The sequence below is a fragment of the Galactobacillus timonensis genome (assembly GCF_900240265.1).
GTDB lineage: Bacteria > Bacillota_I > Bacilli_A > Erysipelotrichales > Erysipelotrichaceae > Bulleidia > Bulleidia timonensis.
This window is the reverse complement of sequence record NZ_LT964739.1, coordinates 326,651-345,363: the sequence shown is the minus strand read 5'-3', so window position 1 is coordinate 345,363 and position 18,713 is coordinate 326,651. Positions and strand designations below refer to the sequence as shown.

General features: G+C 47.4%; 19 protein-coding genes. 17 read left to right on the top strand and 2 right to left on the bottom strand.

Going from position 1 to position 18,713, the window contains the following annotated elements; genetic code table 11:
• The first annotated feature begins 43 nt into the window (after positions 1–43).
• From C1714_RS01600 to pbp4b, 13 genes are all read left to right on the top strand, one after another.
• Positions 44–712, top strand: a complete 669-nt coding sequence (locus tag C1714_RS01600; RefSeq protein WP_102341544.1) for a hypothetical protein — start codon at positions 44–46, stop codon at positions 710–712.
• A complete protein-coding gene (locus tag C1714_RS01595; protein ID WP_210115229.1) occupies positions 705–1,319 on the top strand; it encodes a restriction endonuclease subunit S in 615 nt (204 codons plus the stop codon). Before C1714_RS01600 ends, C1714_RS01595 begins: the two co-directional genes overlap by 8 nt.
• A 15-nt stretch (positions 1,320–1,334) precedes the next feature.
• A complete protein-coding gene (locus tag C1714_RS01590; protein ID WP_102341543.1) occupies positions 1,335–4,484 on the top strand; it encodes a type I restriction endonuclease subunit R, EcoR124 family in 3,150 nt (1,049 codons plus the stop codon).
• A 52-nt stretch (positions 4,485–4,536) separates the two neighbouring features.
• Positions 4,537–5,466 carry a site-specific integrase gene (locus C1714_RS01585; RefSeq protein ID WP_102341542.1) on the top strand — a complete coding sequence of 310 codons (930 nt, stop codon included), beginning with the start codon at positions 4,537–4,539 and terminating at the stop codon, positions 5,464–5,466.
• Positions 5,467–5,584: 118 nt separating this feature from the next.
• The gene (locus C1714_RS01580; RefSeq protein WP_210115228.1) at positions 5,585–6,508 is read left to right on the top strand and encodes an HNH endonuclease; all 924 of its coding nucleotides are present in this window, start codon (positions 5,585–5,587) and stop codon (positions 6,506–6,508) included.
• A 29-nt stretch (positions 6,509–6,537) separates the two neighbouring features.
• The gene (locus C1714_RS14530) at positions 6,538–6,669 is read left to right on the top strand and encodes a hypothetical protein (RefSeq protein WP_280951986.1); all 132 of its coding nucleotides are present in this window, start codon (positions 6,538–6,540) and stop codon (positions 6,667–6,669) included.
• A gap of 244 nt (positions 6,670–6,913) precedes the next feature.
• Positions 6,914–7,324: a hypothetical protein gene (locus tag C1714_RS01575; protein WP_135567864.1), complete on the top strand. Its 411-nt coding sequence runs from the start codon at positions 6,914–6,916 to the stop codon at positions 7,322–7,324.
• A gap of 209 nt (positions 7,325–7,533) precedes the next feature.
• Positions 7,534–9,312, top strand: a complete 1,779-nt coding sequence (locus tag C1714_RS01570) for a DUF262 domain-containing protein (RefSeq protein ID WP_102341540.1) — start codon at positions 7,534–7,536, stop codon at positions 9,310–9,312.
• Between the two features lie 414 nt (positions 9,313–9,726).
• A complete protein-coding gene (locus C1714_RS01565) occupies positions 9,727–9,942 on the top strand; it encodes a DUF3791 domain-containing protein (protein WP_102341539.1) in 216 nt (71 codons plus the stop codon).
• 20 nt (positions 9,943–9,962) lie between these two features.
• Positions 9,963–10,424 carry a DUF3990 domain-containing protein gene (locus C1714_RS01560; protein ID WP_210115227.1) on the top strand — a complete coding sequence of 154 codons (462 nt, stop codon included), beginning with the start codon at positions 9,963–9,965 and terminating at the stop codon, positions 10,422–10,424.
• Positions 10,421–10,660 carry a hypothetical protein gene (locus tag C1714_RS01555; RefSeq protein WP_102341537.1) on the top strand — a complete coding sequence of 80 codons (240 nt, stop codon included), beginning with the start codon at positions 10,421–10,423 and terminating at the stop codon, positions 10,658–10,660. The genes C1714_RS01560 and C1714_RS01555 overlap by 4 nt, the downstream gene beginning before the upstream one ends.
• An 84-nt stretch (positions 10,661–10,744) precedes the next feature.
• Positions 10,745–10,984: a helix-turn-helix transcriptional regulator gene (locus tag C1714_RS01550; RefSeq protein ID WP_102341536.1), complete on the top strand. Its 240-nt coding sequence runs from the start codon at positions 10,745–10,747 to the stop codon at positions 10,982–10,984.
• Positions 10,985–11,261: 277 nt separating this feature from the next.
• Complete coding sequence (gene pbp4b, locus C1714_RS01545; protein WP_102341535.1) at positions 11,262–13,328, top strand: penicillin binding protein PBP4B; 2,067 nt, start codon at positions 11,262–11,264, stop codon at positions 13,326–13,328.
• Positions 13,329–13,393: 65 nt separating this feature from the next.
• Here the strand turns inward: pbp4b and C1714_RS01540 are convergent, their stop codons facing one another.
• Together C1714_RS01540 and C1714_RS01535 are read right to left on the bottom strand one after the other, a co-directional pair.
• A complete protein-coding gene (locus tag C1714_RS01540) occupies positions 13,394–14,299 on the bottom strand; it encodes an NAD(P)/FAD-dependent oxidoreductase (protein WP_102341534.1) in 906 nt (301 codons plus the stop codon).
• Positions 14,300–14,302: 3 nt separating this feature from the next.
• Complete coding sequence (locus C1714_RS01535; protein ID WP_102341533.1) at positions 14,303–15,787, bottom strand: aldehyde dehydrogenase family protein; 1,485 nt, start codon at positions 15,785–15,787, stop codon at positions 14,303–14,305.
• 238 nt (positions 15,788–16,025) lie between these two features.
• On the opposite strand from C1714_RS01535, the gene C1714_RS01530 reads away from it, so the two are divergent.
• From C1714_RS01530 to C1714_RS01515, 4 genes are all read left to right on the top strand, one after another.
• Positions 16,026–16,838, top strand: a complete 813-nt coding sequence (locus C1714_RS01530) for a nitroreductase family protein (protein WP_102341532.1) — start codon at positions 16,026–16,028, stop codon at positions 16,836–16,838.
• Between the two features lie 2 nt (positions 16,839–16,840).
• Positions 16,841–17,287 (top strand): Rrf2 family transcriptional regulator, encoded by a 447-nt coding sequence (locus tag C1714_RS01525; RefSeq protein ID WP_102341531.1) that lies wholly within the window; start codon positions 16,841–16,843, stop codon positions 17,285–17,287.
• The gene (locus tag C1714_RS01520) at positions 17,284–18,297 is read left to right on the top strand and encodes an NADP-dependent oxidoreductase (protein WP_102341530.1); all 1,014 of its coding nucleotides are present in this window, start codon (positions 17,284–17,286) and stop codon (positions 18,295–18,297) included. The genes C1714_RS01525 and C1714_RS01520 overlap by 4 nt, the downstream gene beginning before the upstream one ends.
• A 164-nt stretch (positions 18,298–18,461) precedes the next feature.
• Positions 18,462–18,671: a hypothetical protein gene (locus C1714_RS01515; protein WP_210115226.1), complete on the top strand. Its 210-nt coding sequence runs from the start codon at positions 18,462–18,464 to the stop codon at positions 18,669–18,671.
• The last annotated feature ends 42 nt before the right edge of the window (positions 18,672–18,713 follow it).

Below are 18,713 nucleotides of genomic sequence, written 5' to 3'. Positions count from 1 at the left end.
TGTTTCTTGTCAGAAGTCAGTGTTTCCTGTTAACTTACTGACATTGACTGATGGCGAGGTTCAGGAAGGCTGGAAGGGCCATATCATTCCTTTTGATATTTTCCAGAAGACGTATCTCAAAGAGGAATTGAATGCACTTGAACAGAAAAACAATCGTCTGCAGGAGATCACGGACCGCTACTCAGAACTGGCTGAAAATCTGAATGAAGATGATAAGAGTCAGCTTGGTGATGCTGTGGATGAGGATGGCGCTTTTGTATTCAAGAACATCAAAGCGACGATTAAGGAGCTGAAAAAAGTTGATGCTGATGCGGAATTGATCAAGACGCTGGAAGAAGTTTCAGATCTTAATGCGGAAGAAAAGAATCTGAAAAAGGAAGTAAAAAGCGGACAGGAACAGCTTCAGATCCTTACGAAGCAGCGGATTGAAAATCTTACAGATGATGAGGCGAGAAACCTTCTGCATGAGAAATGGATCGTGCCGATTACAAGCGGTGTTGCCAGGCTTTCCGATGATCTGATTGATGCGTTCGCAAAGAAGATCAAGGAACTTTCTACAAAGTATTCAACAACATTCAAAGACATTGAGGATCAAATCAAAGAAACAGAGCATTCTCTCTGCCAAATGATGAATGACCTGACAGGTAGCAATAATGATATGGCCGGCATCCGTGAACTGCAGAAGTTATTGGGAGGTAATTCCAATGACTGAGAACGAAAAAACAAAGAATACTCCTGCTCTTCGCTTCAAAGGTTTCACAGACGATTGGGAACAGCGTAAGTTGTCCTCCCTCTTTGCACGATTTGATGATGGCGATTGGATTGAAGCCAAAGATCAGAGCTCTTTAGGCGTCAGATTAGTACAAACAGGCAATGTTGGAGTAACTGAATTTATAGATAAAGCCGATAACAAAAAATGGATTTCAGAAGAGACTTTTAACAGGCTCAATTGTGAAGAAATTTTTCCGGGAGATATTCTGATTTCAAGATTGCCCGAACCTGCAGGAAGAGCCTGTATAGTGCCAGAAACTGGCACTCGCATGATAACTGCTGTTGATTGTACCATTGCTAGAACTTCTGCAGAAAATTCCGCAGCCTTTATTGTTCAGTGCTTGTCCACACCTGGATATTTTAAGTGGGTTAATACCTGCTTGGCAGGTGGAACAAGGCAAAGAATTAGCAGAAGTATGCTTGGTGCCTATGATGTGATGGTTCCTCCAACTATAGGAGAACAGAAACAAATAGGAGCCTATTTCCAGAGACTCGACCACCTTATCACCCTTCATCAAAGACAGCATGGAGCTGGACTATATAATTGAAATGGAGCGAAAAATATGACTGGATTTAGTGTAGAGGCTGATTTTGAGAAGGCAGTAATTACTGAGCTGCAGCGTAATGGGTGGAGTGACAAGGTTTTGATGCATCCGACGGAGCAGGATCTGATTCAAAACTGGGCAGATATTCTCTTTGAGAACAATCGTGGCATTGATCAGTTGAATGGCTGTCCCCTGATTCCGGAAGAGATGGATGAACTGTTGGAACAGATTACGGCGCTGCGGACGCCGTTGGCACTAAATGAGTTTATTAATGGCACGTATGTTTCGTTGACGCGAAAAAATCCTGCAGATCAGCTTCACTATGGTAAGGAAGTCAGTTTGAAGATTTATTCTCGAAGTGAAATTGCCGGTGGGCAGAGCCGTTATCAGATAGCGGAGCAACCGGAGTTTGGTCACCATGATGCGATCTATCATACGCGGCGCGGTGACCTGATGTTACTGATTAATGGGCTTCCGGTGTTCCACATTGAGCTTAAGAGGAGCGGGGTTCCTTATGAGGAGGCATGCCGACAGATTGAGATTTATGCACATGAAGGAATATTTACCGGTCTCTTTTCGCTGATACAGATATTTGTGGCAATGAACCCGGAGGATGGGGTGTACTTTGCAAATCCTGGCCCTGATGGGAAGTTCAATCCTGATTTTTTCTTCCATTGGGAGGACTTCAATAACGAGCCTTTTCATAATTGGAAAGATATTGTGTCTAATCTTTTGTGCATTCCACAGGCACATGAGATGATCGGCTATTATTCGGTCCCGGATAAGTCGGACGGTATTCTTAAAGTGATGCGCAGCTATCAATACTGGGCAGCTACAAAGATCAGTGATCGCGTCACGGCAAATGAAAAACACTGGGGAGATGGAAACCAGCTTGGAGGATATATCTGGCATACAACCGGGTCAGGAAAGACAATGACTTCCTTCAAGTCGGCGCAGCTGATTGCAGATTCTCATGATGCGGATAAGGTTGTTTTCCTGATGGACCGGATCGAACTTGGCGTTCAGTCTGTCAGAGAATACCGCGGATTTGCGGACAGTGCGGATCAGGTACAGGATACGGAAAATACCTATAAGCTGATTGAAAAACTTACAAGCAATAATCCGAATGACAGCCTTATCGTTACCTCGATTCAGAAGATGAGTCGCCTCAAAGAAGATGCCGGGGGCATGCTCAGAGAGAAGGATCTGGAGAATATACGCCGGAAACGTGTCGTATTTATTGTTGATGAGTGTCACCGTTCAACGTTCGGAGATATGTTGTTGACGATTAAGTACACGTTCCCCAATGCGCTTTTCTTTGGCTTTACGGGTACGCCGGTCTTTACAGAAAATAGTCGCAGGCAGCTTACGACGGCGGATATCTTTGGAAATGAACTTCATCGCTACAGTATTGCGGACGGTATTCGGGATAAAAATGTTCTTGGCTTTGATCCGACAATGGTCATGGTGTATCCGGATAAAGAACTGCGCAAGATGGTTGCCCTGGAACAGGCCCATGCCTCGACTGTGGATGAAGCACTCAAGGATCCAAAGAAGAAGGCAATTTACTATAAGTTTATGTCATCGGCTGAAGTTCCGATGGCTGGCGACGGCGAACGGAAAGGAATCGAAGATTACGTCGATTCAAGTGCATGGAGATCCGAAAAGTATCAGGAAGCAGTTGTTGATAACATCGCAGGTGACCGCGACTCGATGAGCCATGGATATTTACTGCATGCAATTTTCGCTACGAGCAGCATTCCGGAAGCAATTTCCTATTATCGTCTGTTTAAGAAGCGTGCGCCGCAGCTTCGCGTCACCTGTATCTTTGACCCGACGATTGATAATGCGGGAGGCGAAACTTCCATTCTGAAGGATGATGGCATCCGTGAAATGCTCATAGATTATAATGACCGCTACAATCAGAACTTTGACATGGCCCACTATGACGGCTTTAAACGTGATGTTGCGGCTCGGATTGCGCATAAGTCGCCGTATATCCGCATGAAGCCGGAGCAGCAGCTGGATATGATGATCGTTGTCAACCAGATGCTGACGGGATTTGACTCAAAGTGGATCAATACCCTGTACCTCGATAAGGTATTGGAATATCAGAATCTGATTCAGGCATTTTCCAGAACGAATCGCCTGTTTGATCAACATGAGAAGCCGTTCGGTTCTATTCGTTACTATCGCATGCCACATACAATGAAGCGGAACATCGAAGAGGCGGTCGAGTTGTACTCTGGCGATAAGCCAAGGGGACTGTTTGCTGATCACTTGCCGGATAACATCCGCCACATGAATGTAACCTTCCAGGATATTGTCAGAATTTTTAAGAGCGCCGGTATTCCAGAGATGGACAGGCTCCCGGACGATGTCCCGTCGAAGGCGAAATTCGCGAAATTATTCCGCGAATTTTCAGGCTATTTGCAGGCGGCAACAATCCAGGGATTTAGCTGGGATAAGAAGGTTTACAGCGCACGTATCGACGCTGATGATCCGACGGAAGACACGGTGACTGTTGAGCCCGGTAGAGAAGAGTATTTGACACTTCTGCAGCGTTATAAGGAACTTGGCGGCGGAAATGGCGACGATGATAATGGCGAGGGCGGCGAAATAACATTTGCAATTGATCCTTATCTGACGGAGCTGAGTACCGGGACCATTGATAATGAGTATATGAATTCCCGCTTCGAAAAGTGGAAGAAGCAGTTGACACAGCCGAATGTGGATCCGGCCGAGCTGGAGCAGTCCCTTGCGGATCTTCATAAGGCGTTTTCAACGCTGTCTCAGGAAGAACAGAAGTTTGCGGAACTGTTTCTGCATGACGTTCAGACGGGCGATGTTGAGCTGGAGGATGGGAAACCTTTCCGCAGCTACATCGTTGATTATATGAATACAGAAAAGAAGAATGAGGTTCATCGTCTTCATGAATGCCTTGGCGTCGATGAGAATCTCGTGATGGATCTGCTTGATCGCCATGTGACAAAGGACACGATAAATCAGTATGGCCGCTTTGATGAGCTGCGCGACAGCGTCATTTTGGAAAATGCGGAAGCATATTTTGCGGTGGTCGATGGTGAGCGCAGGCCGCCGTTCATTGTTCGTAATGAGGCGGATAAGCTGCTAATGGACTTTATACTTTCGGGCGGGAAAATGATCTGATCTTCGGCAGCAGATGCTTCATCAGCATGCATTCCTAGGAAGGAGAAAAAGGATGCTGAGTGAAAGCAAATCATCAGATTTATTTCGTGACTACTATTCGGACTGGGTTTCGGTTTATAAGGAAGGGGCAATCCGCGATGTTACGCTGAATAAGTATCATATGGCGCAGGCATGGCTCGATAAGCTTGTGCCGGATCTGAAACTGTGCGAACTGACGAGAGTAAGCTACCAGCAGCTGATCAATGACTATGCAAAGGATCATGAGCGGCAGACAACGATGGACTTTCATCATCAGTTGAAAGGCGCCATTCTGGATGCGGTTGACGATGGACTGATTGAACGTGACCCGACCCGGAAGGTGATCATTAAGGGAAAGACACCATCCAGTAAGAAGGTCAAGTACCTGAATCAGTTTGAGCTTCATACTTTGTTAACGAGTCTGGATCTGAGGAATGAAATTAACTGGGACTGGTTCATTCTGCTGGTGGCGAAGACAGGGATGCGTTTCTCGGAGGCCCTTGCCATAACGCCGAATGACTTTGATTTTTCACACCAGACGGTATCGATCAGTAAAACCTGGAATTATAAGAATGGCGGCGGATTTACGGCAACGAAGAATAAGTCGTCGGTACGGCGGATTCAGATTGACTGGCAGCTGGTAATGCAGTTTTCAGCGTTGACTCGTGATCTTGCACCGGATCAGCCAATCTTTGTGCGGGGACAGAATATCTACAATTCCACCATTAATGACATTCTGGAGCGGTATTGTAAGCAGCTTAAAATTCCGGTGATTTCGATTCACGGTTTGCGGCATACGCATGCGTCGATTCTGTTATTTGCGGGAGTATCTATTGCCAGCGTGGCCCGCAGACTTGGGCACGCGAGCATGACAACGACGCAGAAAACGTACCTTCACATTATTCAGGAACTGGAGAACAAGGATGTTGACCTTGTGATGCGTTCCTTGTCGAACCTTACATAACACAGCAGGATATGAATGTATGCGGATGGAGCTCTGCTGCCTGTGTTCCCTGAGGAACATTCTTTCATGTTCTTCCTGCTGGACATTTATCTTATGAGGAAGGGACTGGTAGTCGTAGATGATATTTATTGAGAACTTCACTGTATCCAGAGATCGGGATGATTTCTTATATCTCTATGAAAATTTCCATGGCACAAATATTGATGAATTTCTCAAAGGGGTCAGCGAGCGGCATACGACATGGTCAGTTCCTAAGAATGCAGTACCTGGTGACACAATCATCTTTATGTGTGCCAAACAGGCAAGAGCGAACCTTGGAATGGCAACCTCTCACATGGACTTTTCCGCTGATTCGGGCCTTGAAAAATTCATTACCAAGCAAAAGAACTTTTATCAGCAATACAGCGGCAAATTACTTGGCTATGGTGTTGTAAATTCTTATCCAATGGGAGACGGGTCATATTGGATGTCGGAGATATCGGACGTAGAAGGATTAGCGGAGCCGATTGATTATCGGGAGATCAAAAGTTTCATAAAAGTTAGCACCTTTTGTGCTTCGACTAAGCTGGATGATGAACAATGGGAGCACTTGAAGTGGGTTATTCATCAGCATAATCCTTCGAAGTTTGATGATGCTGCCGCACCTGATTATGAATTGTTGCGGAAAGAGTTTGATAATCGGGTGGAACAGGAGATTCATAAACCGATCGAACAATTGAAAAAGAAAGCTAAGAATCACAGTAAGTCTCCAATATCCAATATCACCCAGACTAAGATTTATCATCGTGATCCAGTGATTGCGGCATACGTAAAGAACCGGGCAAATGGGCATTGCCAGTTATGCGGGGCAGTAGCGCCATTTCTTGACCAAAACGGGGAACCTTATCTTGAATGTCATCATATTCAGTGGCTTTCTGAAGGCGGCTTGGATTCCATTGATAATTGTGTTGCTTTGTGCCCTAATTGTCATAGAAAAATGCATGTTGTGAATGACCCAAAGGACAAACAGGTATTACTGACTGTAGCAGCAAAAGAAGATTAAACGCTGAATGAAAAATAATAGGAAGAGATATGGTCAAGTATGAACTCCATGAAAGAATTGGAGATGTGTTAACGTACTGGTACTATCCGGAAGGGAAGAAAGATAAGGAGCCTGGCGTTATTGTTGCGGATCTCAAGGCTGAAAGCATCAAAGTAAAGTGATTTTGAGTATGAAGTTTCCGCTGAAGAAATGAACGAGATGGTAAAAGCAACCAACGAGATGATACGTGAATGCGGCGGAACTGATTTCGATGAGTAGGCAACGGAGCCGTCGCATATTACGGAGTGTGGTGATTTTGCGATGCGTGATATCGCTAATCGAGTAAACAAAGGCGACATCCCGGAGAAGAGCGTGGCAATGTGGTACTAACATCTAATGTGCCGGACTTGTGCCGAGAGTAGAAATATGGAAGACAGGATAGAAGACTTGTTACAGGGGCCGTGCTGGGTGATGGATATTCTTCCCAGGCAGGTGTCGAAGGAGAGTGGTGGACAATACTTTGCGGTGGAGGATTATTTTCTGCATGGTGATCGGTTTGATGCAGTCAAAGAGAAGCACATCCATATTGTTCTGAAACTGAACTGCTACTATCCGATATCTTTGGATCAGGAGGATGTGGTGAATCCGTCACCGGATCATGTCGCGGAAGTGATGCGAAAGCGGGATGTTTCAATTTTGATCGGGGATGCGCTGATTGTATCTTCGCTGGATGTGTTGCACCTGACTGTCTATCATGCGGATGGAAAAATGCTGGAACTGGTCAGATCGATTGCTTGTTCGGAGGGGATGTTTGTCTGGAAGCCAACATGCGGTTGATAATGATGTGAAGTGCTATTTTTGACGGTATCAAATAGCAACGTCGTGTATGATGGGTTTGGTTACTTCACTTCAGTGACGTAAAACTCATGAGGTGATTGCTTGGATTAAAGAATAGGAATATATGCTAATTCAGAAGGAAGAAGTTTGCTGAATAAGGTGATAAATATATCCGCTGTGGATGATAAAAGAGGACCAATTGATAGGATATGAAAACGAATGATAGACGACTCACAGATCTAATGAAGGAAGTGGATAGCGGGCTTGCACAGCTTCCTGATTTTCAGCGCGGTTGGGTATGGGATGACGGGCGAATCCGAGCTCTAATATTGAGCGTTATCCGAAACTTTCCGGTCGGTGCTGCTATGTTTCTCGAGTATGGTAATGAAATTGTTCACTTTAAACATAAACCAATTGAAGGGTCTCCTGCTGACCATGACATTGAACCTGATGAACTGATTCTCGATGGACAGCAGAGATTGACTTCTTTATATAATGCACTTTACAGCAAAAATCCCGTTCATACTAAGACTGAGAAGGGTAAGAATATTGATCGTTATTATTATTTGAGCATTGAAAACGCACTTAATCTCACAGCAGATGATGACAAAATAGTTGTTTCGGTTCCTGCAAACAAGTTAATTACCTCTGACTTTGGCCGGAATGTTGAAAAGGATCTCACGAGCAGAGAACAGGAGTTTAAACTCAAGATGTTCCCGCTGAATATTATTTTGGATTCTGCGGCAGTGCTTGACTGGCAGAATCAATATTATTCGTACATGAACTATGATCACGAAATAATACAACAGTTTATAGAACTGTTCTCAAAGGTGATTAATCCAACCCAACAATATCAAATGCCAGTTATCCTACTTGAAAAAACTACACCAAAGGAAGCTGTTTGTCAGGTGTTTGAGAATGTCAATACAGGCGGAGTCTCACTTACTGTATTTGAGCTTGTGACAGCAGTATTTGCTATGGATGATTTTCAACTCAGAAAAGACTGGGAAAACAAAAGAGAAACTTACTTCTCTGGGGATATTTTATCAATAGTGACTGCGACCGATTTTTTGACTGCACTCACATTGCTTTCTTCTTATATGGAAGGTGACACTGTAAGCTGTAAGAAGAAGGATGTTCTATCATTGACACTGGATATTTATAAGAAATATTCTGAAGACCTCTGCAAAGGTTTTTCTATTGCGGAAAATCTTCTGAGAGAAGAACGCATTTTTTCAAGCAATGACCTGCCTTACAGTACACAATTGATTCCTCTTTCTGCTATCTGCACGGTTCTTATGAAACACAATAGAATCCGTACAACATCAGTAAAGAATAAAGTTAAACAGTGGTACTGGTGTGGGGTGTTTGGGGAATTGTATGGCTCAGCCAATGAAACTCGATATGCGAATGACATTGTTCAGGTAGTTAAATGGATTGAATCTGAAGGGAATCTTCCCAAAACCGTTACGGATTTCTATTTTAATCCCATGCGGTTGCTTGGGATGCAATCCCGTCAATCGGCAGCCTATAAAGGTATGATGGCACTGATTTTGAAAAACCATGCACGTGATTTCATATCTGGAACAGAAATGGATTTTTCAACATTCACGGATGAGAAGATTGATATTCATCACATCTTCCCCAAGGATTACTGCATTCAGAAGGGATATGACAAGCGGTTATGGAACAGCGTTGTGAATAAGACGCCAATTTCTGCAAGCAGCAATCGCGAAATTGGGGGCTCCGCGCCTTCAGTTTATCTTGAAAAACTCGAAAAGAAGGGATCGGTTACGGCAACTGATCTGGATGGATATGTGGAAACTCACTGGATTGACCATACTCTACTCCGTAATAATGATTTCCAGAAGTATTTTGTCGATCGGGCCAAGAAGCTGCTAGCTGCTATTGAAACGGCGACCGGACGAACAATCTCTGGTAAGGATGCAGATGAAGTAAAACAGACTTTTGGTGAAGCATTGGTTTAAGCTGTTGCGTGGCTTAAAGCTCTAAGGAACTGATGACGACTTCCTGTGCTAGTAATCATAGAGATAACCATTGAGTAAACGGGAATAATGATGGTCTCGACTTGTTGCCTAGGCTCTTGGCAACAAATGATTGATCAGCCGGGAGGGAAATGTTTGTAACTACATGCGAGACTTCTCTACGACATGCTGCGGTCAACAGGCGTTGTTGGAATGAGGATAAGGCTGATAGAATGCCGTTTTATGCACAGCAGATTCATCGGAAATGTGAGAGAAGGATAGCGCTTGAAGCACATGAAAAATGAACGGTTTTCCATCGATCTATATGCCAGTGTGAGGGTCATTGAGGTAAGGCTCAGAAGGAGCGATATGGCACGAAGCGTTAGATCACTGCTCTAATCAAGTCGGAGGTGAAATATGAATGAAGACAATTTCTCTTTTGCTGTATATATGATTCATGCCTGCGCGGATCGCTGGAACACAACGCCATCAAAGGTATACGCGGCACTGGAGAAAAGCGGATGTTTGGATAACTATATCATTCCTTACTATGACGTACTTCATACACAGAGCACGGATTATGTTGTGCATGATATTGGCGAGTATCTAAAGGATAGAGGTGTGATCGCATGATTGTTTATCATGGTTCTAATATGATTGTTGATCATCCGGATGTCATCCATTCCATCCGTGACCTTGATTTCGGACGAGGTTTTTACGTGACTACAATCAGGGAACAGGCAGAGCGCTGGGCAAGGCGAAAGGCTGGATTTTCCAAGGGTTCGAAGCCGGTTCTTAATGAATATGAGTTGCTTTCTGTTATGGATGGTCTGAACATCAGAGACTTTGGAGATGACCTCGATACGTGGATTGATTTTGTGTGCAAGTGTCGTGATGGAAATACGGAATATCGAAGGTATGACATTATCATAGGCAAAGTGGCAAATGATAAGGTGTTCCGGGTTGTCGATTTGTATCATTCAGGCATTTGGGATAAGGACCGTGCTTTAAAAGAAATACGAGTCTACCCGGGGTATGATCAGATCGCTTTTATCACACAAAAGGCCATTGACCAGACGCTCGTATTTAAGAAAGCATCAGAGGTCACATTATGAATGAGGACACGCTCGAAAAAATATATCAGGAAAGACTGGAAGAGCGCCTGATCTCGTATCTGGCAAAGAAGAATAATATTTCTCTGAGAAAAGCGATGGATATCTACTATCACAGTGAAATGGCGGAAAAAATCCATGCCGGAACCTACGGTGTGCAATATCTGGATTATAAGGTGCTGGCGCAGATGTTAATGGATTCGGAACCTGAACTTTTTAAAGAGACTGGTTCTGATTGATTTACTATTGCTTATAATATACCCGATAGGGTATATTTGGTGAAATTTTTGTTAACAATATACCTATATGGGTATAATTTTGCGATGAAAGAAAAGGATTTAAACCCGATTGCCACGTTCGTAAAGATGAACCGGAAGGAAGCCGGTCTGACGCAGAAGGAGTTTGCATTCCGGTCTGGGCTGGGGCTGAGGTTTGTGCGTGATCTTGAGCAGGGAAAAGAGAGCCTGCGCATGGATAAAGTGAATCAGGCACTGGCAATGTTTGGGATGACCTGCGTACCTGGAAAGATGAGCAGGAGAGTAGAAGAGGAACCGGAGGAATGAATGGTTCTCTCTTTTTGTGGATATTGTGTTGAAACTGTTTCATTCGAGATGCCTGATTCCTATCACTAATATTCCTGCATGAAGTGCTTTTGTTATCAGGGTTTGACGGTCTTATTCTGGCCGTCATTTTATTGCTTTTTACTGGAAGCCCTTCCATTTTGTAAAACAAAATTTCAATAAACAGCCGAATCGTTGATGTTTTTGTTCCGTGTGATTATTCTGTCAGCGTAGGCACGCCACGGCTGTTTTGCCACCATTACATGGAGGAAGAAATATCATGAAACGCTTTTTTTGCGCCCTTTCCGCTGGGCTGCTGGCTTTCAGCCTGGCTTCCTGCGCACAGAACGACACCAGTGCTGCGACTGCCGCGGCTGAAGAAGAAAACCTGATCAAGCAGGCGTCACTTGATGCGTCCGCATCGTTCCAGGACGAAGTCATTTTCCCGGACTGGGCAGGCTATACCGACGATACGCTTGCGATGAACAGCATGTACTCATTCAAAACATACCATGGGCAGGGGAGCCTTTACATTACACCGGCCGAAGGTGTGGAAAGCTTCCGTATCTTCATCAACAACCATGAGATTGATACTTCGCAGATGACTGCCGGAAATACATGGGAAGTCGATATCTCCAAATGGACCATCGACGGCACCAACACCATTCAGGTGACCGGGATTACGCCTTCCGATCTGACCGAAGCCGTCAAGGTCGATATTCCCTATCCGACCGTTCTGGAGGATGGAACACTGGAAGAAGCCGGTATTTCTCAGGCTTCCGTTGATCTGATCGACCAGATCATTCAGAAGGATATTGAACATGGCTTTACCAGCGCGCAGCTGGCTGTCGTAAAAGATGGAAAGCTCGTTCTTCAGAAGGCCTGGGGAACTGTCAACGCCTACAATCAGGACGGCACCCGCAAGAGCGACAGCGCCGCTGTCACCAACGATACGCTCTATGATCTGGCATCGAATACGAAAATGTATTCCGTCAACTATGCGCTGCAGTATCTGGTGAGTCACGAGGACTTTGATCTTGATGCGAAGATCGTTGACCTGATCGGACAGCAATTTGTGGATGATACGATCGATATCACCTACGACGGCTATGAAAATCCGGGCCTTGAGACGAACAAGGCATGGAAAGCGGAACTGACGGTACGCGACATCCTGCGTCATCAGGCCGGCTTCCCCGCCGATCCCCAGTATCATAACGATGCCTTCAACCAGTCGACGCAGAAGCCGGATCCGGATACGGAAAATGTACTGTATTCCGGCAGCGACGGTTCGGCAGAGACGAAGCAGAAGACGCTCGAATCCATTTGCAAAACTCCTTTGATGTATGAGCCCGGCACAAAGACGGTTTACTCCGATGTCGATTACATGTTGCTGGGGCTGATTATTGAAAAGGAAACCGGAAAGGATCTGAACACGTTCCTGAAGGAAACCTTCTGGGATCCCATGGGACTGACGAAGATCAGCTATAACCCGCTTGACCATGGCTTTGCGAAGGATGACTGTGCCGCAACGGAGCTCAATGGTAATACGCGTGACGGCGCCATTTCCTTTACTGGCGTCAGAACCTATACGCTGCAGGGCGAAGTACATGATGAGAAGGCCTACTATGCCATGGGTGGAATGTCCGGTCACGCCGGCCTCTTCGCCAATGCGACAGACCTTGCGAAACTTGCCAGCGTCATGTTAACGGGAGGATACGGAACCAACAACTTCTTCTCACAGAATGTGATGGACACGTTCACGGCTCCGAAGAAAGAGGACGCCCCTAGTGCACGGTGGGGCCTTGGCTGGTGGCGCGAAGCTGACAATCAGCGTGCATGGTACTTTGGTACGCAGTCGAGCTCCGATACGATCGGACATCAGGGCTGGACAGGTACTCTGACGATGATCGATCCGCAGGAGAATCTGGTCATTGTCTATCTGACGAATAAGATCAATTCGCCGGTGACGGACAAGAGCGTTTCCGCCAACACCTTTGACGGCAACTGGTTTACGTCAAGTACCCTCGGCTTTGTTCCGCAGCTGCTTCAGATGGGCCTGAATACCACCGATGAAGAACTGAACGCAAGCCTCGATTCGCTGCTAACGGACATGGTCGTTGACAAGTACCGTCTCGTGAATGAAGAAGCTGCTGAAACGACGCTGACCAAGGATCATCCGCTGGTGCAGGCTGCCTACAGCATCGAAGAAGTGCTGTTTGATCGCGCCGAGGCAGAAGGTACCGATGAAGCCAAAGCCGCATGCCAGAAGGCTATCGATCTGATGGATACGGAACGGGACGCCGAAGAGATTAAGACACTGCAGGCAAGACTCGACAAAATGAAGTGAGAAAAAGCTCTCCATCTCCGGAGCGATCCGGAAACGGGGAGCTTTCTTTTCTGTTCTTTTGTTGCTTACAGCGCCACGGCAGCGATTGCTGCAGCAGTACCGTCGGCGGCAGCTGTCGTCAACTGGCGCACCGTCTTGTTGCGGACATCGCCGGCGGCGAAGATGTTGTTCACGCTGGTACGTGTATCTTCCCCGGCCAGGATATATCCGGCTTCGTTGAGATCGACGATGCCGCTGAGAAGTGCGGTCTCGGGCTTCATGCCTACGGCAAGGAAGAGGCCGTCCACAGCCAGTTCCGTATCCTGCTGCGTCACAAGGTTGTGCAGCGTGATGGCGGCGAGATGGCCGCTTGTTTCGTGGAGAGCTGTGATTGTCGTATCCAGAATCGGATGAATATTGGCCGTTTCAGCGACTGCCTTCTGCAGCGGCTGCTCGGCACGGTATTCTTTGCGGCGATGAATCAGATACACTTCCTTTGCGACGCGTGAGAGATAGAGAGCGTCATCGAGCGCCGTGTTTCCGCCACCGTTGACGGCAACGGTTTTTCCTTTGAAGAAGGCTCCGTCGCAGTTGGCGCAGAAGGAGATGCCTCTGCCGATGAGTTTTTCCTCATTGGCAAGACCCAGGCGGCGGTGCGAAGCTCCCGCCGCATAGATCAGGGCTCTGCCGGTGTAGGTTCCGCTGGCTGTCTGAATTGTGACGGCGTCTTTCTCCGGCGTAATTTTGAGTACTTCGCCATTGATGAATTCTGCTCCCAAGCTCGTCGCCTGCTCATACAGTTTGTAGGCAAAGTCGGCACCGTTGATGGAACTGTAGCCGGGATAATTCTGGATTTCGTTGGCGGTTACGATCTGGCCGCCCGGTGCTCCTTTTTCAAAGAGCACCGCATGGCGACCGGCCCGCTGTACATAGATCGCTGCCGTCAGACCGGCAGTACCGGCGCCGACAATCAGAATATCGTTTGCGTTCATATCTTAACCTCGATCGGGATAGAATCCGCTCGGCGCCTCCTCCAGATCGATGAAGATGTTCTTGACCTGGGTATAGGCGTTGAGGATCATGGCATGCGTCTCGCGGCCGATGCCCGACTTCTTGTAGCCGCCAAACGGCGCCTTCTCCGGCAGCTGGTTGTAGGTGTTGACCCACATGCGGCCCGTTTCGACGCCGCGGGCGACGCGGAACGCACGGTTAATGTCGCGGGTGAAGACGCCGCCGCCAAGGCCGTATTCACTGTCATTCGCCATGGCGATGACTTCCTCCTCGGAATGGAACGGAATGATGACCAGAACCGGTCCAAATACTTCTTCCTGCGCAATCCGCATCTTGTTGTTTACGTCAACGAGGATTGTCGGCTGATAGAAGGCTCCATCCTTCGTCTTTTCGTCTTCATAGAAGTTTCCGCCGACAGCGACTTTGGCACCTTCTTTGACGGCCATTTCAACATAGCCATGGACCTTGTCGCGCTGCCCCTTACTGATGAGGGAGCCCATCTGCGTATCCTCTTCCCATGGCAGACCTACCTTGACCTGCTTGAAGCGGCGGACCGCCTCAGCCACAAACTTGTCATAGATCGTGTCCTGGACGAAGGCACGGGAACCTGCGCAGCAGACCTGACCCTGATTGAACAGGATTCCCAGCTGCAGACCATCCATTGCCTTTTCAAAATCCATATCGTCGAAGAAGATGTTCGCCGACTTGCCGCCAAGCTCAAGTGTCGCCGGAATCAGCTTGTCTGCTGCCGCCTTGGCGACGGTGTAGCCGACTTCCGTCGAACCGGTGAAGGCGAGCTTGCGCAGATCCGGATGTTCCAGAATCGCCTGTCCCGCGTCGCGGCCGCTGCCGGTAATGACCTGGAAGACGCCGGCCGGAATAATGTCCTTCGTCATTTCCGCAAAGGCAAGAACCGAAAGTGACGTCATGCTCGAAGGCTTGAAGACTGTCGTATCACCTGCCGCCAGTACCGGCGCCAGCTTCCATGCGGCCATCGTGAAGGGGAAGTTCCAGGGAACGATCTGACCAACGACGCCGATCGGCTCTCGCAGAACCAAAGAGAGATAACGGTTATCGAGAACGGTTGCGCTTCCTTCCTCTGCTTCAATGACGCTTGCGAAGTAGCGGAAATGATCGGCCGCCAGCGGAATATCAATGTTCCGTGTTTCGCGGATCGGTTTCCCGTTATCCAGCGTCTCGATCATGGCGAGTTCTTCCGCATTCTGGTCAATGACGTCGGCAATTTTGCGCAGGATCACAGCTCTCTGCTTCGTCGTTGTCTTCTTCCAGGAGGCGAATGCTTTCCATGCGCCTTTGACGGCGTCGTCAACGTCGGACTTGGTGGCTGCCGCAATTTCGGACAGCTTCTCACCATTGGCTGGGTTGTAAACGGGGATGGTACGCCCGTCAGAAGCGTCGCGGAAAGTACCATCGATATAAAGCTGATACGTGGGCTTGAACTTAATCATAAATGATCTCCTTTTCGGGTGGTCCGCATCTGCAGTCACGGTTCAAAGGATTCTGAAGCGCCGCTGCGATGCGTTACTACCTTGTGACTAGATCCTACCTGATTGATGATTTTTCACAAAGCAATTTGCTCAGACTAACCGTGGCGGTATCAATTATTTACGATTTTTATTGACACGGCAGCGGTCTGTATATAATGTATCTGTATCTGATACAAATATAATCGGAGCGAGGCACAAAATGAATACAGACGTAATCAGACAAAGAAAAAGTGTACGAACCTATCAGGAAAAGGGCATTTCGCCGCAGCTTCTGGAACAGATTACACAGTTTCTGAAGCAGGATACGGGACTGCTTGGCGTACCTGTTACGTTTACTGTTCTTGACGCAGACAAAGACGGCCTGAGCAGCCCGGTGATTGTCGGGGCCAAAACGTATATTGCGGGGAAATACAAGGTTCAGAAGAATGCGGAGGTTTCCTTTGGCTATGCCTTTGAAAAGCTGATTCTTTATGCCACGTCATTGGGGCTTGGGACCGTTTGGCTTGCGGCAACCATCGATCGAAAAGCCTTCGAGAAGGCGATTGGACTGGAGAACGGGAAACGGATGCCCGCCGTTACACCGCTGGGCTATGCGGCAGAGAAACGGTCTCTTCGCGAAACGATGATGCGCAAAGGAATGAAGTCCGACAGCCGGCTGCCGTTTGATCAACTGTTTCTTCAGAACGGTTTTTCGACGCCGCTGCCGGAAGCGGATGCGGGTATTTGGAAACTGCCGCTTGCCATGGTACGGCTGGCGCCTTCCGCAACCAACAAGCAGCCGTGGCGCTGTGTCGTTGAAAAGGACAGAGTTCATTTCTATGAAGTGAAGACAAAGGGATATGCCAATGAAACGACCGGTGATATTCAGAAGGTGGATCTGGGCATTGCCATGTGTCATTTTGAGATTGGTGCGGAAGAAGCCGGGATTCGCGGCACATTCCTTCAGCAGGATCCGGGAATACTTAGCGGCTTTGAAACAGAATATATCGCCACCTATCAGCGGGAGGACTAGATATGGATACGAAATTTTCTTCTGCAATTCATACGCTGATTTTGATTTCGCAGTCAGCGGAACCGATGAATTCGGATCAGATTGCCCTCAGTGTCGGAACGAATGCGAGTTATATCCGCAAACTGACGAGCCGCCTGAGCAAAGCGGGGATTTTGGAAGGACACCGCGGAATCAGCGGCTTCCAGATGAAGAAGAAACCCGAAGATATTACGCTGCTCGATATCTATGATGCGGTCAATGAAACAGATGAGCTGCATCTGTTTGATGTGCATCAGAATCCGAATGATGAATGCATCGTGGGACATAACATTCGCCCGGTTCTGAATGGTATGTTCCGGGATATGGAAAAAGAAGCGGAAAAGCAGCTGCGCACCATGACTCTGGCGGACTGCATTGAAAACATGCACGAATACATAAACCGGAATCAACGGAAGGAGAAAATGAAATGAAAGCAGCGATACTGAACCATTACGACAAAAAGGGAACGGATCTGGAAATTAAGGAAATCCCTGTACCGGCAGTGGAGGATGATGAGGTTCTGGTACGGATTATTTCGGCAGCTGTGAACCCGCTCGATAATATGATTATTCGCGGTGATGTGAAACTGATTGTTCCTTATCGGATGCCACTGGTGATAGGAAACGAATTTGCCGGCATCGTCGAAGCGACGGGGAAAAAGGTTTCCGGCTTCCGGAAGGGCGACAGAGTCTATGGCCGAATGCCGCTAAACAAGATCGGCGCCTTTGCGGAATATGCGGCAGTTCGTGCTTCGGCACTGGCCCGGATTCCTTCGTATCTCAGCTTTGATGAGGCGACGACGGTTCCTCTGACGGCGCTGACGGCGATGCAGGCATTTGAAATCATGCATGTAAAGGCAGGGGAATCGGTATTTATCTCCGGCGGCACTGGTAGCCTTGGCGCGATGGCAATTCCGGTTGCTAAAAGCCTTGGCCTCCATGTATATACCAATGGCAGTGTTGAAAACAAGGAACGTGTCATGAAACTTGGCGCCGAAAAGTTCATTGACTATAAGAAAGAAAACTATGCCGATGTTCTTTCGAATGTGGATCATGTGCTGGATACCCTTGGGGATCAGGAGCTTGCCAATGAATTCAGGGTACTGAAGGAAGGTGGCAGCCTGGTGTCTCTGCGCGGTATGCCGAATGGCCGCTTTGCAAAGAGAACAGGCATGCCGCTGGGGAAGCGGATCCTGTTCCAGATGGTTGGCAGAAAGTATGACCGGATGGCTGCCGTCAAAGGTCAGACCTATGACTTCCTGTTTGTTCACGAGGACGGTAAGCAGCTGGAAGCGATCGGATCCTTGTTTGATAAGGATCATCCGCTGGGAACATCGATTGATACATCCTTCAGCCTGGATGAAGTGAATGCGGCTCTTGCCAAAGTCAGACAGGGAAAATCGAAAGGCAAAACCATTCTCAAAATCGGATCAGAAGCATAACATCAAATTCCGTCAGTTACAGATATTGGCGGAATTTTTTTCATGCCAAACAATATACATGGGAAAGGGGCAGGTTCGCAGGATTTTTGGGTGACATTGAGAAACAATACGGTGTTTCAACGTATCGGTCGGTGAAATTTTCGAGGAATGAGATGTACCGAATCGTGAAGGGGAAGGAACTGCCGGATGTGTATCTTCCCTATCATTCTCTGGACCCCGGCCAGGCGATTGAGCGGATTCTGGAAGCGAAGCACTATCCGCTGGATGAGGAAGGCGAATTGCGGCGGCAGTATGTAATTTTCAAGAGAATCCGTATGGAAGAGGAGGCTGGTGGAGTCTATGAAGAATGTGATAAAAAGAAGCGGTATCGCTGATCCGGAGCCGCTGTTCCGCTTGCATGTACAAGTGCCGCTGTC